15 protein-coding genes are annotated in these 16955 nt (G+C 65.4%); 8 read left to right on the forward strand and 7 right to left on the reverse strand.

Features of this window, described 5'->3' with window-relative positions; all coding sequences use genetic code 11:
• Positions 1-17: 17 nt before the first annotated feature.
• On the reverse strand, positions 18-1364 hold the full coding sequence (locus tag CRO50_RS07420; RefSeq protein ID WP_097145234.1) for an FAD-dependent oxidoreductase: 1347 nt from the start codon (positions 1362-1364) through the stop codon (positions 18-20).
• A 125-nt stretch (positions 1365-1489) separates the two neighbouring features.
• On the opposite strand from CRO50_RS07420, the gene CRO50_RS07425 reads away from it, so the two are divergent.
• Positions 1490-2488, forward strand: coding sequence for a LysR family transcriptional regulator (locus CRO50_RS07425; RefSeq protein ID WP_097145235.1), 999 nt, complete (start codon positions 1490-1492; stop codon positions 2486-2488).
• Here CRO50_RS07425 and CRO50_RS07430 read toward each other — a convergent pair.
• From CRO50_RS07430 to ilvD, 4 genes are all read right to left on the reverse strand, one after another.
• On the reverse strand, positions 2430-3746 hold the full coding sequence (locus CRO50_RS07430; RefSeq protein WP_097145236.1) for a TRAP transporter large permease: 1317 nt from the start codon (positions 3744-3746) through the stop codon (positions 2430-2432). The genes CRO50_RS07425 and CRO50_RS07430 overlap by 59 nt on opposite strands.
• Entirely contained in the window at positions 3743-4267 is a 525-nt protein-coding gene (locus tag CRO50_RS07435; RefSeq protein WP_097145237.1) for a TRAP transporter small permease, read from the reverse strand. Before CRO50_RS07435 ends, CRO50_RS07430 begins: the two co-directional genes overlap by 4 nt.
• A gap of 81 nt (positions 4268-4348) precedes the next feature.
• Positions 4349-5464 (reverse strand): C4-dicarboxylate TRAP transporter substrate-binding protein, encoded by a 1116-nt coding sequence (locus tag CRO50_RS07440; RefSeq protein WP_157791724.1) that lies wholly within the window; start codon positions 5462-5464, stop codon positions 4349-4351.
• 167 nt (positions 5465-5631) lie between these two features.
• A complete protein-coding gene (gene ilvD / locus CRO50_RS07445; RefSeq protein ID WP_097145239.1) occupies positions 5632-7332 on the reverse strand; it encodes a dihydroxy-acid dehydratase in 1701 nt (566 codons plus the stop codon).
• Positions 7333-7517: 185 nt separating this feature from the next.
• On the opposite strand from ilvD, the gene CRO50_RS07450 reads away from it, so the two are divergent.
• Positions 7518-8012 carry a MarR family winged helix-turn-helix transcriptional regulator gene (locus CRO50_RS07450; protein WP_097145240.1) on the forward strand — a complete coding sequence of 165 codons (495 nt, stop codon included), beginning with the start codon at positions 7518-7520 and terminating at the stop codon, positions 8010-8012.
• A 30-nt stretch (positions 8013-8042) separates the two neighbouring features.
• Here the strand turns inward: CRO50_RS07450 and CRO50_RS07455 are convergent, their stop codons facing one another.
• Together CRO50_RS07455 and CRO50_RS07460 are read right to left on the reverse strand one after the other, a co-directional pair.
• Positions 8043-8675 carry an SGNH/GDSL hydrolase family protein gene (locus CRO50_RS07455; RefSeq protein WP_097145241.1) on the reverse strand — a complete coding sequence of 211 codons (633 nt, stop codon included), beginning with the start codon at positions 8673-8675 and terminating at the stop codon, positions 8043-8045.
• Between the two features lie 32 nt (positions 8676-8707).
• The gene (locus tag CRO50_RS07460) at positions 8708-9514 is read right to left on the reverse strand and encodes an IclR family transcriptional regulator domain-containing protein (protein ID WP_179747218.1); all 807 of its coding nucleotides are present in this window, start codon (positions 9512-9514) and stop codon (positions 8708-8710) included.
• Between the two features lie 222 nt (positions 9515-9736).
• Between CRO50_RS07460 and bglB the strand changes: the two genes are divergently transcribed.
• The 6 genes from bglB (at position 9737) to CRO50_RS07490 (ending at position 16810) form a co-directional block, all read left to right on the forward strand.
• Positions 9737-10855 (forward strand): beta-galactosidase BglB, encoded by a 1119-nt coding sequence (bglB, locus tag CRO50_RS07465; protein ID WP_097145243.1) that lies wholly within the window; start codon positions 9737-9739, stop codon positions 10853-10855.
• Positions 10856-10940: 85 nt separating this feature from the next.
• A complete protein-coding gene (locus CRO50_RS07470) occupies positions 10941-12221 on the forward strand; it encodes an ABC transporter substrate-binding protein (protein ID WP_097145372.1) in 1281 nt (426 codons plus the stop codon).
• A gap of 97 nt (positions 12222-12318) precedes the next feature.
• Entirely contained in the window at positions 12319-13212 is an 894-nt protein-coding gene (locus tag CRO50_RS07475; protein ID WP_097145244.1) for a carbohydrate ABC transporter permease, read from the forward strand.
• Positions 13193-14104: a carbohydrate ABC transporter permease gene (locus CRO50_RS07480; RefSeq protein ID WP_097145245.1), complete on the forward strand. Its 912-nt coding sequence runs from the start codon at positions 13193-13195 to the stop codon at positions 14102-14104. The genes CRO50_RS07475 and CRO50_RS07480 overlap by 20 nt, the downstream gene beginning before the upstream one ends.
• Before the next feature lie 11 nt (positions 14105-14115).
• The gene (locus tag CRO50_RS07485; protein ID WP_097145246.1) at positions 14116-15192 is read left to right on the forward strand and encodes an ABC transporter ATP-binding protein; all 1077 of its coding nucleotides are present in this window, start codon (positions 14116-14118) and stop codon (positions 15190-15192) included.
• A 94-nt stretch (positions 15193-15286) separates the two neighbouring features.
• The gene (locus tag CRO50_RS07490) at positions 15287-16810 is read left to right on the forward strand and encodes a malonate--CoA ligase (protein ID WP_097145247.1); all 1524 of its coding nucleotides are present in this window, start codon (positions 15287-15289) and stop codon (positions 16808-16810) included.
• Positions 16811-16955 lie beyond the last annotated feature (145 nt).

Consider the following 16955-nt stretch of genomic DNA (forward strand, 5'->3'; position numbering starts at 1 on the left):
TCCTCCTGCGCTCCGGCTCACGAATTGGTGGCGACCGAGGCCAGTTCCTTCTCGTCCCAGCGGTAGTGCTGGCGCTCGACGTTATCGGACACGCGGGCGCGCATGGCGTCCATGTCAATCTGGTGGGTGCTGCCGGTTCCGGCGAGGTCCAGCGCATGGGCTGCGGCCATGCCCATGGCGATGCAGGGGCCCATGACCCGGACCGAGGAGAGCGCGGCGCTGTCGGCGTCGATGCAGCGCCCGGCGGCGACCACGTTGTGGCAGGCCTCGGGCACCAGGCTGCCAAGCGGCACGTAGTGCACGTGGTCCTTGTCGAAGACGATCCAGTGGTGGCCGTCGTCATGGTCGTGCAGCTCGATCGGCCAGGCGGTGCGGCCGATGGCGTCGTCGAACTTCTTGCTTTCGCGGATCTCCTCGACGGTCAGGTGGTGGCGGCCCTTGATCCAGCGGGTCTGGCGGATGCCCGGCAGCCCGAAGGAGCGGATGCGGGCCTCGCCGAAGCACTCGGGGAACTCGGCGCGCAGGAAGTCCACCGCGCGCATGGCCTGGTCCTTGCCGTCGAGGGCGGCGGCAGAGGCGGCGACGGGCTCCAGCGGGGTCTCGACGTGGGTCATGTTCATGGCGGCGATGCCGCGACCGGGAATGGTGAAGCCCAGCCCCTCACGGCGGCGCAGCCCGTATTGGTCGCCCACCTCCTTCATCCGCGCGCCGATCAGGTCGCGCGAGGGCTGGACGTCTTCCTTGATGTTCTCCATCACCACCATCTGGGTGCCGAAGACGCCGTTCTGATCCGGCTCGCGACAGTCGAAGCCCGATTGCCAGACCAGCGCCGCATCGCCCGAGGCGTCGACCCAGCCGTTGGCGTCCACGTCCAGCGCACCATAGCGGGTCAGGAAATGGCCACGGGTCACGCGGCCGCCTTCGACCTCGGTGCCGTTCAGCATGGCGCCCAGCACCACGGTGATGCCGGCGGCCAGGATGCTTTCCTCGACCCAGCGACCAAGCGCCACCTCGTCGTAGTAGACCACGGTGGTGTTGGGGCCGTGCCGGTAGAAGATGCCCTTGTCCTGGGCCTCCAGGTAGCCCAGCAGGTCATCGGCGATGCCATGGGTGAACTGATAGCCATGGGTGCCATTGGAAAAGAGCCCGCAGAAGGTGGCGATGATCGAGTTCACGGCCTGTCCGCCAAGAGCGGGCTGGCTGTCGACCAGCACCACCTTGCGGCCCAGTTTCGCGGCCTCCAGCGCGGCAGTAACGCCCGAGATCCCGGCACCGACGACGCAGATATCCGCGGTCAGCCGGTCGACGGGACGTCCCGCATCACGGCGGACGATCCGGGTAGCCGTGTTGAATTGGTCGCTCATTGCGATGCTCCTCCCTTTGAATTCGGGTGGAAGGTCGCACCCCTTTACCATCGGAAACAGAACAGATTTACGCCTTTACCTTTTGCGCATCGCGAAAGACATTCGGGTCAGGGAGAGGAGACCCAATGGATACCATCGACAACATGCGCGCCTTCCTGGCGGTTGTGCGCGCCGGCAGTTTCTCGGCTGCGGCCCGCAATCTCGACACCGTGCCCTCGGTGATCTCGAAGAAGGTGAACAGGCTTGAGGACCAGATCGGCGCGCCCTTGTTCATCCGCTCGACCCGCAAGCTTGAGCTGACAGAGACCGGAGAGCAGGTCCATCCGCGTTTCCTGGCGATCGTGGCCGATGTCACCGACGCCTTCGCCGATCTGCGCGCCCATGGCACGCCCATGGCCGGGACGTTGCGCATCAAGTGCCCGACGACGCTCTGCGTTCTGCACTTCGGACGCATCATCACCGAGTTCCAGGCCGAGCATCCCGAGGCGCGCATCGACCTGGTGCTGATGGATCGCTCGGTCAACCCGCTGGAAGAGGGGTTCGATATCGCCATCGGGGCGATCCCCACCTCCTATCCCAACGTCGAGGCGACGCCGCTCTGCCCCTATCCGCGGGTGACGGTGGCCTCGCCGGGTTATCTTGAGCGGGCAGGGGAGCTGAGCCATCCGCGTCACCTGCTGAACCACGAATGCCTGACCTTCCATCCCATCGGCTCGAACTGGGTGTTCGAGGGACGGCAGGGGCCGGTCAGTGTCGAGATCAACCCGCATTTCTCGGTCAATGACAGCCAGGTGCTGGTGGAGGCGGCGCTGGCGGATCTGGGCGTGGCGGTGGTGGCAGACTACCTGGCCCGGCCCCATGTGGCGCGCGGAGAGCTCTGCCGCGTGCTTGAGGATTACGCCATTCCGGATCTCTGGGTGTCGGCCTGGGTGCCGGTGTCGCGGGCGCAGGATCGCCTGGTGGTGGCGATGTGCGACTGGTTGCGCAAGTCCGTGCAGCCCGTTGCGCCCTGGGATCGCGGCCCGGCGGGGGAGGGGGCGGCCACTGATGCAGCCGCCCCGCTTCTTACATCCCGTTCGGCAGGAAGAGCGAAATCTGCGGGAAGACCACCAGAAGGAACATGATGATCGCCTCGCAGAGCAGGAACCAGCCCACGCCGCGGAAGATGCGACCCAGGGCGATCTCGTCTCCGACCACGGATTTCACCACGTAGACGTTGAAGCCTACAGGGGGTGTCAGCAATCCGATCTCGATGAACTTCACCACGATCACGCCGACCCAGATCGGGTCGGCCCCGACCGCGTTGAACATCGGCTGCATAACCGGCAGCGACAGCAGCAGCACGCCCATGGGATCAAGGAACATGCCCAGGATCAGGTAGATCACCGAGGCTGCCAGGATCAGCATGTAGGGCGAGAGCTGCCAGCTCTCGATGGTGTTGCCGAGGAAGACCGGCAGGCCCGAGAGCGCCAGGAACTTGGTGAACATCACCGCGCCATAGGCGACGAAGAGCAGCGAGGCGGTGGTTGTCACGGCCTCCATCACCGAGTTCCACAGCACCTGGCCGGTGAGCCGCCGCTGGAAGAGCGCGATGGCGCAGGCCAGCAGCGCTCCGCCGGCACCGGCTTCGGTCGGGGTGAAGATCCCGCCGTAGAGCCCGCCGATGATGCCGAAGATCAGCACCAGCACCGGCCAGACCGGCAGCAGGGACTTCCAGCGCGCCTGCCACAGGGTGCCCTCTTCGGGGTCGATCGTCACCGGCGGCGCGATCTTCGGGTTCAGCTTGGCGCGAATGATGATCATCGCGGTGTAGACCGCCGCCGTCAGGATGCCGGGCAGCACGCCCGCGACCAGCAGCTTGGTGATCGAGACCTCTGCGAAGACCCCGTAGATCACGAACATGATCGAGGGCGGGATCAGCGCGCCGAGAGTGCCGGCCGAGGCGACGACGCCCGCCGCGAGACCCTTGTCGTAGCCCGCGCGCAGCATCTCGGGGATGCCGAGGCGGCCCATGGTGGCGGCCGTGGCAACCGAAGAGCCCGAGGCGGCGGCGAAGCCGGCCGAGGCGAGGTTGGTGGCCACCGCCAGGCCGCCCGGCAGGCGCGAGGCCCAGAGCCGTGCGGCGCGGAAGAGGGCGACCGATATCCCTGAATTATGGGCGATGGCCCCCATCAGGATGAACATCGGGATGGCCGAGAGGCTCCAGCTGGCGGCGACCTCGAAGGGGGTTTGCTCCATCACGTTCATCGCCACGCGCTCGTTGCGCAGGATGGTGAGGCCGATGACGGCAGCGACGCCGAGGGCCACGCCGATGGGAATGCGGATGGCGATCAGGACGAGAACGCCCAGAAGGCCCAGGGCTCCGATCAGGGGCGCGCTCATTCCATCACCTCCATGCGGTCTTCTTCTTCGGGGATCTCTCCGGTGATCGCGGCGCGGGCATCGCGCCAGGTCTGGATCAGCACGTAGATGGCCATGAACAGGAACCCGGCGGGTACGATCCAGCGCGAGGGCCAGATCTCGATGAAGCCGGTGGCGGATTCCCAGGCCTCGCGGATGTGGGTCTTCTCGATGGCGATCTCGAAGAGCTTCCACACGAAGAGGCAGACATAGCCGAGGGTGACGAGACCGGCGAAGGCGTCCAGCGCCTTCAGCTTCCGCTTCGGCAGATGCGAGGTGAACAGTTCCACGATGATGTGGCCGCGCTGGCGCGAGATCCAGGCGATCGGCAGGAAGGCGAGAGCGACCATGTAGTAGGCCGCGACGATTTCCGTCGTCCCGATGAGGGGAGAGTTGAAGAAGGTGCGCGCAACGACATCGGCACTGACATGCAGCATCATGATGATCACGAAGATGCAGGCCACGGCCGTTGTCGCTTTCGCAACCCGGTCGAGGTGTTTCATTGGGGTGCGCTTTCGGGCAGAGAGCTGAAATGGGTCACCGGAGGCCACGCGGGCCCCCGGTGGAATTTGGGCCTTGGACGATCAGAGGTCCTCGGGATCCAGCTTGGAGTAGACCTCGCGGTTGAGGGCCTCGGTGAATTTCTCCACGTCGGTTCCAACCTGTTCCGAGATGTCGGCCCACTTCTCGAGAAGCTCGGTGTACTTGCTCAGCAGGGCTTCGACATCGTCGACGCCGACAGAGGTCGCCATCTCGATGATGGTGGCTTCCTGCTCTTCCACCCGGCGATCCATGATCCCGGCGAAGTCCTCGCCGCCTGCATGGAAGGTGATGCCTTCTTCCAGCGCCATGGCCTTGACCTCGGTGTCGATGTCGATCTGGGCCTTGATGGTGCCGACGGCGACCAGCTCGGCGGCGTTGTCGATATGGGCCTTGCGCTGTTCGGGCGTCAGGTCATTCCAGACATCGCGGTTCATGTACATCAGCAGCGGCGGACCGGCCATGCCGAGCGGGAATTCCATCACGTGCTCGGTGATGTCCATGTAGCCGTAGTTGCGCAGCCAGGCGAGCGAGCCCATGACGCAATCCACCACGCCACGTTCCAGCGCCGAGGTCGCCTCGGCCGGGCTCATCGCCACGGGGGTGGCGCCGGCCATCTTCATGATCTCGACCCCGCCGCCGGAGGCGCGCACCTTGGTGCCCTTCAGGTCGGCAACCGTCGAGATCTCGGGCTTGCACATCAGCAGGTAGGGCGTGGTGTTGTAGGCGCCGAAGGCCACCGCGTCATTGCGCTCGTACTCGGCCTTGCACTCGGGGCAGTTGAGCAGGATCAGCTCGTTCATCGCGCCGGCGGTGCCGACCACGTCGTCGCCCGCGACGGTGCGGGTGAAGATCGCGTTGGTGGCCGGCAGTTCGCGCGGGGTATAGGGCGCCATGGTGGTGCCCGCGTCGATCAGATTGCCCGCGACCGCGTCCACGGTGCCGGCGCCGGTGGCCAGCTGGCCGCCCGGAACGAGGGTCCACTCGATCTCCCCTCCGGTGGCCTCCTTCACCTTCTCGAAGTAGTGGGGCAGCGAGATCGCGTTGGTCGAGGCATTGGCCCCCATCCAGCTGCCATAGATCAGTTCCTTGGCCGTGGACGGCATCGCCGTCAGGGCCAGAGCTGCCGACAGGGCAGCCCCGATGATGGTCTGTTTCATGAATTCCTCCCTAGGTGCAGAGGGTCCGGAGACCCCTGACAAGTCATAGTCTAGAAGCGCCATTCCTCGCGAAACCACAGTTATTGACGCACAGATGCATTCGCGATTTGGAAAAGATGGCAGCCTCTGTCTGTCGCGCGACCGCAGCAGGGCCGCGCGACAGGGGATCAATCGCGGGGTGGGATCAGCACCGCCCCGCGCGAAAGCGGTTCGACTTCGCCTTCGTAGATCGACAGCCAGCCGCGCTGGCCGGAATGTCCGACCTCGGGCAAGGCGGCGCGGCGCGCCTCCATCTCGGCGTCGTCCATGTCCACGTCGACCCGTCGGGCCAGCACGTCGATGGTGATCAGGTCGCCGTCACGCACCAGCCCCAGGGGGCCGCCTCCATGCGCTTCGGGGGTGACCTCGCCCACCACCAGGCCCTTGTTGACCAGGCCCGAAAGCTGACCGTCGGTGACCACCGCCACGTCTTCGCCCAGGCCCGCGCCCTCGATGGCGAAGACCACGCGCGAGGCCATGCCCATGCCGGGCCCGCCGCGCACTCCGAGGCCGCGCAGCACCAGCACGTCGCCAGCCTTGACCTTGCCCGCCTTCAGCCCCTCGATGGCGTCGATGGGATTGCTGAAGCAGACGGCCGGGCCGGTGACCTTCAGCTTGCGGTCATAGCGCAGGCCCAGCTTGATGATCCCGGTGTCAGGCGCCAGGTTGCCGCGCACCAGCACGATGGCCGGCTTGTCCGACAGCGGCGCCTCTGCGGTCTTCACGGTGTCGGTCGGCGGCTCCCAGCCGTTCAGCGTCTCGCCCAGTGTCTTGCCCGCGACGGTCATCGCCTCGGTCCGGGTGAGGGCGCCGAGGTTCTTCAGCACCGCCCGCGCGCCGCCGCCGTCGTCGAACTCCTCGATCGAGCTTTCGCCGTTCGGGCGCACGGCGACCAGCACCGGCGAGCTGTCCATCAGCCGTTCATACATGCCGTAGACGTCGATATCGGTATCGGCCTCGGTGGCCACCGCCTGCAGGTGCTTGATGGTGTTGATCGAGCCGCTGACCGCGAAGACCGAGCGCACGGCGTTCTCGAAGGCGGCCTCGGTCAGGATCTGGCGCGGGCGCAGGTCTTCCCAGACCATGTCGACGATGCGCTTGCCGGCCTCGGCGGCATTGTCCAGCATCCCGCCGCCCGAGGCGCGCACCGGCGCATGGCCGGGCAGGGTCATGCCCAGGGCTTCGCAGACGGTGTGCATCGAATTGGCCGTGCCCATGCCGGAACAAACGCCGGACGATGTGATGGCCTTCTCGCTCATCTCCTTCAGGCGCTCCAGGGGGATGGCGCCCATGGCGTGATGCCCGGCGCCCAGGAAGACCTCTTCGATATCGACGTGCTCTTCGCCGATATGGCCCGAGCCCTGGTAGCCGCAGATGGCGAAGATGGTCGGGATGTCCAGCCGCGCGGCCGCCATCAGCTGACCCGGCGCGGTCTTGTCGCAGGAGGCGAGGCAGACCATGCCGTCCAGCTGCGCACCCTCCACCTGGACCTCGATGTCATTGGTGATCAGATCGCGCGAGGGCAGGATGTACTTGCCCGCATTGCCCGCCGAATGGATGAAGTCCGAAGGTGCCGCAGTGCGCACCTCGAAGGGTAGGCCGCCCGCGTCGCGGATCGCCTGTTTCACCACCGCTGCAACGTGGTCGAGGTGGTTGAAGCAGATCGCCAGTTCCGACGAGGTATTGATCACCGCGATCTTGGGTTTCTCCATGTCCTCGTCGCTGAGACCCATGGCGCGCCACTGGGCCCGGCGCACGGCCCAGAAAGAGCTCCCGATCTCGTAGTTGCTGCGCAAAGCCCTCTGGTTGCGCCTGTCTGAGCTGGCCATTCCTGTCCTCCCTGGAAGTGAAGCTGGGCATCTCCTCCGATGCCGCTTTTAGTTGACGCATCCTTTAATGACATGTCAATATATAGATGCGTATCAAATTTGCAGACCCCGGCGTCGCTGGCGCATCGCGTTGAACGGGGGCTTTGGGATAGGGTGGGGCCGTCAGGTCCCGAGAAGGCAGGCAGATGAAAGAAACGGAAGACTCCGAAACTATCCCGTTACTGTTCGACCATGGTGTCCTGTTCCGGATCACCGGCGTGGCGAACAGGCTGAACCGTTCGGCGGCGGTCTTCTACCGTGACATGTTCGGCATCGGCCTGCCGGAATGGCGGATGATGCTTGCGCTCGGCAAGACGGCGGAGCTGAAGGTCGGAGACGCGGCGCGTTCCGCGGATCTCGATACGGCCCAGGCCAGCCGGGCGCTGAAGTTGCTGAAGGCACGCGACCTGGTGACAATGGAGATGACCGCGAGCCGGGGGCGGGCGACCATCGTGCGGCTGACCGACAGCGGGCGCGCGTTTCACGCCCAGGTGCTGGCAGCCGGAGAGCGCCGGGCCGAGCACATCCGCGCCGGTTTCACGCCCGAGGAGCTGGAACAGCTCTTCGCCCTGCTTGGCCGGGTCGGAGAGAATGCCGAGGCGCTGATCGAGTTGCAGCGGCAGACCGGGCAGGAGCTTTGAGCGCGCCTGTCCGAAGCCGTGCGAAAGCCGCTACTTGCGCAGCAGCTTCGCCAGTCCGTCGGCGATCGCCAGATGGGCCTCTTCGCTGAGGTGCACGCCGTCGACGGGCGAGGCCTGCGCCACGCTGCCCGCGTCGAAGAAGAGCGCGCCGAACTCCTCTGCCACCTCGGCAAGGTAGTCTGCCAGCCGCCGCGACTTGGCGGCACCGCCCGCCAGGCTTTCACCCCAGGCGCCGACCTCGTCGATGGGCACCGGAGAGATCACCAGCAGGGCAGGGGGCTTGCCGTCGCGCCCCGGAGCCCTCTGCTGCACCATGGTCAGCAGCGTGCGAATGCCCTTGGCGATATCGAAGGGGGTAAGGCCGAAGTAGGCCTTCAGGTCATTGGTCCCCAGCATCACCGCGAAGAGATCGAGCGGCGCATGACATTCCAGCGCCACCGGCAGATGGCGCAACCCGTTCTTGTGCGGCCCGTCGAAGGGGTTGTCGTGGCAGGTGGTGCGGCCGGGCAGACCCTCTTCGATCACGTGCCAGTCGGGGCCGAGCAGGCTGGCCAGGCGACGCGGCCAGCGGGTCTCGGGGCCGTAGCGGTGCCAGCTGCCGTCGGGCAGCAGCGGCGAGGTGCCATGGGTATTGGAATCGCCGTAGCAGAGAAGTGTCTTCATCGGGTTTCTTTCAGTTGGCGTCGGTGTCACGCTCATTGGGTGGCTTCGGCGATCTTGCCCTGGAAGCCCAGGGCGGCCGAGGCCTCTTGTCCGGCGTCACGCAGCAGGGCGATGTATTCGGGTCGCCGCGCCTCGTCGAAGCGGAACAGGGGGAAGGCGATGCTGATCGCGGCCACGGATTTGCCCATGTGGTCGAGCACCGGGGTGGCCATGCAGCGCACACCGGCCTCGCTTTCCTCGATCTCTTCGGAAAACCCCTGGGCGCGGATCTGGGCCAGCTGATGGCGCAGGTCGGCCGCATCGGTGATCGTGCGCGGCGCGACCTGGGTCAGCTGCATCGCGGCAAGGCGCTCGGTCACCTCTTCCTCGTCCCGCCAGGCCAGAAGCGCCTTGCCGAGAGAGGTGGAATGCAGCGGGTTGCGCAGCCCCAGCGTCGATTGCATCGAGAGGCTGTAGTAGCTGTCGTACTTGTGGACATAGGTGACCTTCTGCTCGCGGTCGTCGAGCACCCCGAGGTTCACCGATTCCCCCGTCGCGCGCGACAGCTTCCCCATCACCCGGTCCGCCACCCGCAGCAGTTCCGAGCGATCCGAGAGCGACTGCGCCGCGAGGCTGAAGAGTTTCAGCGTCAGGGCATAGCGCTCGGTATCGGGGTCCTGCTCGGCGTAGCCAAGATCGACCAGCGTATTCAGCAGCCGATGCGCCGTGGTCTTTGATGTCATCGCCTTCTGGGCAATGTCGCTGAGGCTGGCGCTTTTCTCTTCGGCAAGGGTCTCGAAGACCGCGAAGACTTTCAGAACCGCCGCGGCATTTTCGGTTTTCGTGGAGGAATCAGACATCTTCGACATTCTTCTCTTTTCGGACCCGCGTTCCAATTGTTCTGATCGCCCACGGGAAGCATCCGCTCATGGATGTCCGCAAGATACTGGAAGGTTGTGATTTTTCCAGAATTTGAATGATCAGAAAACCCTGTTGTCATACAAGTTGGATTGTGCTTTCTTCAAAAAAATGGAACCCGGTTCCGAAAAAGTCAACACAGCATTCAAGGTCTGAAATTCAAGATGCACCCTCTCCTGAGACAGAAGACACACCTGCTTCCCCGGAGGGATGTCTGCGCGCTGATCGACCGGCTCACCGATAATCTGGTGAACATCGAGGACACCACGGGCGAGTTCCTGTTGCGGCTGGAAGATGGCCGGGTGATCGACACCAAGGGCTGGGCCGGCTGGGAGTGGACCCACGGCATCGGGCTTTACGGGCTCTACAAGTACTGGCGCACCACCGGCAGCGCCATGGCGATGCGGGTGATCACCGAGTGGTTCGAGGCGCGGCTTGCCGAGGGCACGCCGACCAAGAACATCAACACCGTCGCGCCCTTCCTGACCCTGGCCTGTCTCTACGAGGACAATCCTAACCCCGTCTGGCGCACCTACCTGGAACGCTGGGCCGAGTGGGTCATGTACGAGATGCCCCGCACGAAGCAGGGCGGGCTGCAGCACATCGTCTACAACTCGGTCAATGACCAGCAGATGTGGGACGACACGCTGATGATGTCGGTGATGCCGCTGGCCAAGATCGGCCTGGTGCTGGACCGGCCCGAGTTCGTGGAAGAAGCCAAGTACCAGTTCCTGGTACATGCCCAGTACCTGGCAGATACTTCGTCCGGTCTCTGGTTCCACGGCTGGACCTTCGACGGCGATCACAACTTCGGCCGCGCGCTCTGGGCGCGGGGCAACAGCTGGATCACCATCGCCATCCCCGAGTTCATCGACCTTCTGGACCTGCCCGAGGGCGACCCGCTGCGCCGACACCTGCTGTCGCTGCTGGCCCGCCAGGCCGAGGCGCTGAAGCAGACGCAGGACGAAAGCGGGCTATGGCACACGCTGCTCGACGATCCCGAAAGCTACCTGGAGGCCTCGGCCACGGCGGGCTTCGGCTACGGGCTGATGAAGGCGGTGCGCAAGCGCTACCTGCCCGAGGCGTACCGCGAGACCGCCGAGCGCGCCGTGAAGGGCGTGATCGACAATATCGACGACAAGGGCGAGCTGCAGCAGGTCTCCTTCGGGACGGCCATGGGGCCCGACCTGGAGTTCTACCGGCAAATCCCGCTGACCTCGATGCCCTACGGACAGGCCATGGCCATGCTGTGCCTGAGTGAATTGCTACTGACCTATATCTGAGCCGCCAAGGCTCACCCAGATTGCGCCGGTGGTCGTGGAGGAGACGCCCCCGGAAAGCCGCAATACCACAGAGGAGGAGACCAAGATGAAACTGACCCGCAGAACCCTGCTTGGCACCATGGGCGCCGCCGCTGCCGCCAGCGCGCTGCCTTTCAAGGCCATGGCCGCCACCCAGTCGATCCGCCATTTCTGGTGGGGCAACCCGACACGGGACGAGCGCACCTTCAAGGTGATCGAGATGTTCCAGGGCTCTCACCCCGATATCGCCGTGCAGGGCGAGACCATCGGCTGGGGCGACTACTGGACCAAGATGGCCACCCAGACCGCCGGCGGCAACATGGCCGACGTGATCCAGATGGCCCACACCTACATCCACGAATACGTCCAGCGTGGCGGCGTGGTGCCGCTGAACGACTACATCGGCAATGGCATCGACCTGTCGCATTACGACGCGGGCGCCAATGACATCGGCACCATGGGCGGCGACCTCTACGGCATCAACATTGGCGCCACCTGTCCCTCGATCCCCTACAACAAGCGCGTCTTTGAGGAAGCCGGTGTCGAGTTCGACCCGCTGGCATGGACCACCGACGATTTCGCCGCCGCCTGCGAGAAGATCACCTCGTCCACCGGCGGCGCCGTCACCGGCTCGGAAGACATGTCGCTCTACATGGAGACCTTCGAGATCTTCTGCCGCCAGGCGGGCGTGGATTTCTACTCCGAGGATGGCGAGCTGACGATGACCGTCGAGCAGGTCGCGGCCTGGTGGCAGATGTGGAAGGACCTGCGCGACGCGGGCGTGGTCGAGGGCAAGGATGCCACGGTCCAGCTGGACAAGGGCATGGCCGACCTCGGGCTCATTCGGGGCACCACGGCGACGACCTTCCGCTGGGCCAACCAGACCGGCGCCCTGCAGGGGCTGATGCAGGACCCGCTGGGCCTGGCCATCGTGCCGCAGCGTGCCGGCCTGCAGTCGGGCCACTTCGTGCTGCCCTCGATGTTCCTCTGCCTGACCCGCGACGCCGGCGATATCCCCGCCGCGCTGGCCTATATCGACAACTGGGTCAACGACGAAGAGACGATCAAGGTCCTGGGTATCGACCGGGGCATCCCGCCCAGCCAGAAGGGCCGCGACATCCTGGCCCCGCAGCTGAACGAGACCGACGCCATGGTGGTGACCTTCTTCGGCGAGACCCAGTCGCAGATCCTTTCCACTCCGGTCATCGGGCCCAAGGGCTCGGGCGAGGTGCGTGACAGCTTCATGCGCACCGGCACCGAGGTGGTGCTGGGCAACATGTCGCCCCAGGATGCAGCGGACCAGTTCATCCACGATGCCGAGGGCATCCTGATCCGCGCCAGCCGCTAAGTTCCTCCCTCCGGCTCCGCCCCGCAGGCGGGGCCGGTTCTGGCCCCCGCCGCCTCGCAGTGGGCGGGGGTCCGAAATCACCGCTCGAAGGCCCGAAATGCGCAAATTCTTCCGCAGAAACACCGCCGGATATGTCTTCCTGACACCCTGGCTGGTTGGCTTCTTCTTCCTGGCCCTGGGGCCGATCCTGGTGTCGCTCTACCTCAGCTTCACCCGCTACGACATGGTCTCGGCGCCGGTCTGGGACGGGCTGGGCAACTACCGGTACATGTTTGAATACGACCGCCGCTTCTGGAAGGCGCTGGAGGTGACATTCACCTTCGTGGCCTTCTCGGTGCCGCTGCGCCTGGCCGCCGCCCTTGGCGTGGCCATGCTGCTGGACAAGGGGCTGCGCACCATCGGTGTCTACCGGGCGATCTTCTACCTGCCCTCGCTGCTTGGCGCCTCGATCGCCATCGCGCTGCTCTGGCGCGAGATGTTCGGGCTGAACGGCGTGATCAACCAGGTGCTGGCCATGGTGGGCATCACCGGCAAGGGCTGGATCACCGATCCCGACACCTCGATCTACACCATCGTGGTGCTGGCGATGTGGCAGTTCGGCTCTCCGATGCTCATCTTCCTCGCGGGCCTGCGCGGCATCCCGCGTGACCTCTACGAGGCCGCCGAGATCGACGGCACCTCGCGCTTCCGCCAGTTCCGCCGCATCACCCTGCCGATGCTGGCACCGGTGATCTTCTTCAACCTCGTGCTGCAGACCATCGAGGCCTTCAAGACCTTCACCTCGGCCTTCATCATCTCGAACGGCACCGGCGCCCCCGCCGACAGCCTGCTGTTCTACACGGTCTATCTCTTCAACGAGGCCTTCAAGTTCTTCCGCATGGGTTATGCCTCGGCGCTGGCCTGGGTGCTGCTGCTGATCATCGCCGCCTTCACCGCGCTGGCCTTCGCGACCTCGAAATACTGGGTGCACTATGAAAACGAACGTGATTGAGCAGGCGGTGATCGCGGACCCCGACGCCCGCCTCGCCCATGAGATCAAGGAGCGCCAGCGCGCCCGCGACAAGCGCGCGCGGCTGCTGAAGCACCTCTTCCTGGTGATCCTGTCCTTCGTGATGATCTACCCGCTGCTCTGGCTGGTGGCCTCGTCCCTGAAGCCCGAGAACGAGATCTTCGGCGACCTCGGTCTCTGGCCCTCGAGCTTCGAGTGGTCGAACTACACCGAGGGCTGGAACGCGCTGCCGGTCAGCTTCACCGTCTTCTACAAGAACTCGGCCATCGTCACCGTGCTGTCGGTCATCGGCAACCTGCTGAGCTGTTCTTTCGCCGCCTATGCCTTTGCCCGGCTGCGCTTCGATGGCCGGACCTTCTTCTTCGGGCTGATGATGATGACGATGATGCTGCCCTATCACGTCGTGCTGATCCCGCAGTACGTGCTGTTCCTCGAACTGGGCTGGGTCGATACCTACCTGCCGCTGATCGTGCCGCGCTTCCTGGCCGCCGACGGCTTCTTCATCTTCCTGATGGTGCAGTTCTTCCGCCAGATCCCGCGAGAGCTGGACGAGGCGGCGATGATCGACGGGTGCTCTCCGTTCAAGATCTACTGGGCGGTGATCCTGCCCCTGTCGCTGCCCGCCATGGGCACCGCCGCCATCTTCTCGCTGATCTGGGTCTGGGAGGATTTCCTGGCCCCGCTCATCTACCTCAACGACGTCCAAAGCTACACCGTGCCGCTGGCGCTGCGCATGTTCATCGACCAGGAGGGCCAGTCGGCCTTCGGCCAGATGTTCGCAATGTCGGTGCTGTCGCTGGTGCCCGTGCTGATCTTCTTCGTGGCCTTCCAGAAGCTGATCATCCGCGGCATCGCGACCTCGGGCATGAAATAAGGAGTTCCCCCATGGCAGGCCTTACCCTCCGCAATGTCGAAAAATCCTACGGTGCCCTGACCGTCATCAAGGAGCTGAACCTCGATATCCATGATGGCGAGTTCCTGGTCCTCGTCGGTCCCTCGGGCTGCGGCAAGTCCACGCTTCTGCGCATGATCGCCGGGCTGGAAGAGATCAGCGACGGCACGATCGCCATCGACGGCAAGGTGGTGAACGACCTTCCCGCCTCGAAGCGCGATCTGTCGATGGTGTTTCAGAGCTACGCGCTCTACCCCCATATGTCGGTCCGGAAGAACCTGGCTTTCGGGCTGCAGAACCTGTCGATGCCCAAGGCCGAGATCGCCCGCCGCGTCGACGAGGCCGCGCGCATCCTGCAGATCGAACCGCTGATGGAGCGCAAGCCGCGCCAGCTTTCGGGCGGGCAGAAGCAGCGGGTGGCCATCGGCCGCGCCATCGTGCGCGAACCGGGGCTCTTTCTCTTCGACGAGCCGCTGTCGAACCTCGATGCCGAGCTGCGCGTGCAGATGCGGGTCGAACTGGCGGCGCTCTACGAGCGGCTCAAGACCACGATGATCTACGTCACCCACGACCAGGTCGAGGCGATGACGCTCGCCAGCCGCATCGTGGTGCTGCGCGGCGGCAAGATCGAGCAGGTCGGCACCCCGGAAGAGCTCTATACCCGGCCCGCCAACCTCTTCGTCGCGGGCTTCATCGGCTCGCCCCGGATCAACATGCTGAAGGCGACCGTCTCGGGCGGTCAGGCCAAGATGGCTGATTTCGCTGCCTTCGCCCTGCCGGATCTGGGTACCAGAGACAGCGAGCTGACGATCTGTGTCCGCCCCGAGGCGATCCAGCTGGGCGGCGGAGAGGTTCAGGCCGAGGGCAAGATCCGGCTGGTGGAATACCTGGGCGCCGAGCGGCTGGTGCATATCGACCTGGCCTCGGGCCAGCGGCTGCTGTTCCATGCGCAGGGGGCCGACAGCCACCGCGCCGGGGAAAGCGTGACTCTGGGCTTCGACCGGGCCGACATGCATTTCTTCGACAGCTCCGAACAGCGGGTGGAACCGGCGCTGGCCGAGGTCGCCTGAAAAGGGGGCAAGAGGCCCGGCGATTGCCTGAAAGGGGCTGACCTCCTATAGGTTTTCGGTGCCGGCACCCCGGCACTGAAGGAGGAGGAAAGACATGGCCAACCCGCTTTACGACACGCTGTTCGGCTGCCATCGCGGCAGCGGCAGGACGTTCCTGATCCGCCCGGATCGCACGGCGCTCAGCTATGACGACTTCCTTGATCTCGCCGCGCGCTTTGCCAATGCGCTGAGCGCGCGGGGCCTGCAGCCCGGTGACCGCCTTGCCCTGCAGGTCGAGAAATCCCCCGAGGCGCTGGCGCTCTATGCGGCCTGCGTGCAGTCGGGCGTGATCATCCTGCCGCTCAACACCGCCTATACCGGTGCCGAGCTGGCCTATTTCGTCGAAAACTCCGGCGCGCGCCTGCTGGTCGGCGACCCGGCCTCCGAGGCGGAGCTGGCCCCCATGGCGCAGAGCTTCGGCGCGCAGTTCCTGACGCTGGATGCCGCCGGGCAGGGCAGCTTTGCCGAGGTGGCGGCAGACCAGCCAGGCGATTTCGAGACCGTCTCGCGGGACAGGGACGACCTGGCGGCCTTCCTCTATACCTCGGGCACCACCGGGCGTTCCAAGGGCGCGATGATGACGCAGGAGAACCTGCTGTCCAACGCGCTGACCCTCGTTGACCTGTGGCGCTTCACGGCAGACGACGTGCTGCTGCACGCCCTGCCGATCTTCCATACCCACGGCCTTTTCGTCGCCACCAACGTGGTTCTCGCGGCGGGGGCGTCGATGATCTTCCTGCCGAAGTTCGACCTGGAGGAGGTGCTGCGCCTGCTGCCCGATGCCACCAGCCTGATGGGGGTGCCGACCTTCTACACCCGCTTGCTGGGGGACGACCGTTTCACACGCGACCTGGCCGGGCACATGCGGCTCTTCATCTCGGGCTCGGCGCCGCTGCTGGCCGAGACGCACCGCGACTTCGAGGCCCGCACGGGCCACCGCATCCTGGAACGCTACGGGATGACGGAAACCAACATGAACACCTCGAACCCCTATGACGGCGAGCGCCGCGCCGGCACCGTGGGCTTCCCGCTGCCCGGCGTCGAGCTGAAGGTCACCGACCCCGCCACCGGCGCCGAGCTGCCGCGCGGCGAGGTCGGCCAGATCGAGGTGCGCGGGGCCAATGTCTTCAAGGGCTACTGGCAGATGCCGGAAAAGACCGCCGCCGAGCTGCGCGAGGACGGCTTCTTCATCACCGGCGACCTGGGCGTGCAGGATGCAGAGGGCTACGTCACCATCGTCGGGCGCGGCAAGGATCTGATCATCTCGGGCGGCTACAACATCTACCCCAAGGAGGTCGAGCTGGTGCTGGACGACCAGCCGGGCGTGCTGGAAAGCGCGGTGATCGGCGTGGCCCACCCCGATCTTGGCGAAAGCGTCGTGGCGGTGCTGGTGCCCCAGGGCGAGGGGCCGGATCTGGCTGCCATCGAGGCCGAAGTGGCACGCTCCCTGGCGCGCTTCAAGCATCCGCGCCGCTACGTGAGCCTGCCCGAGCTGCCGCGCAACACCATGGGCAAGGTGCAGAAGAACCAGCTCCGCGAGCGCTTCGCCGATCTCTTCACTGCCGCTGCCGAGGGCTGAAAAAAATAGGGCACCGGAGACGGGGGAGGTCTCCGGTGCCAATGGCTCGTCACGAGGTAAATGCACGAGCCGATGTCCGATGCGAGGGATGTTGGGGACATTTGGTTACATCGGTCGGATATGTAACGAGGCGCGGCGCGGGTTG

The sequence above is a fragment of the Pseudooceanicola antarcticus genome (assembly GCF_900215355.1).
Classification (GTDB): domain Bacteria; phylum Pseudomonadota; class Alphaproteobacteria; order Rhodobacterales; family Rhodobacteraceae; genus Pseudooceanicola; species Pseudooceanicola antarcticus.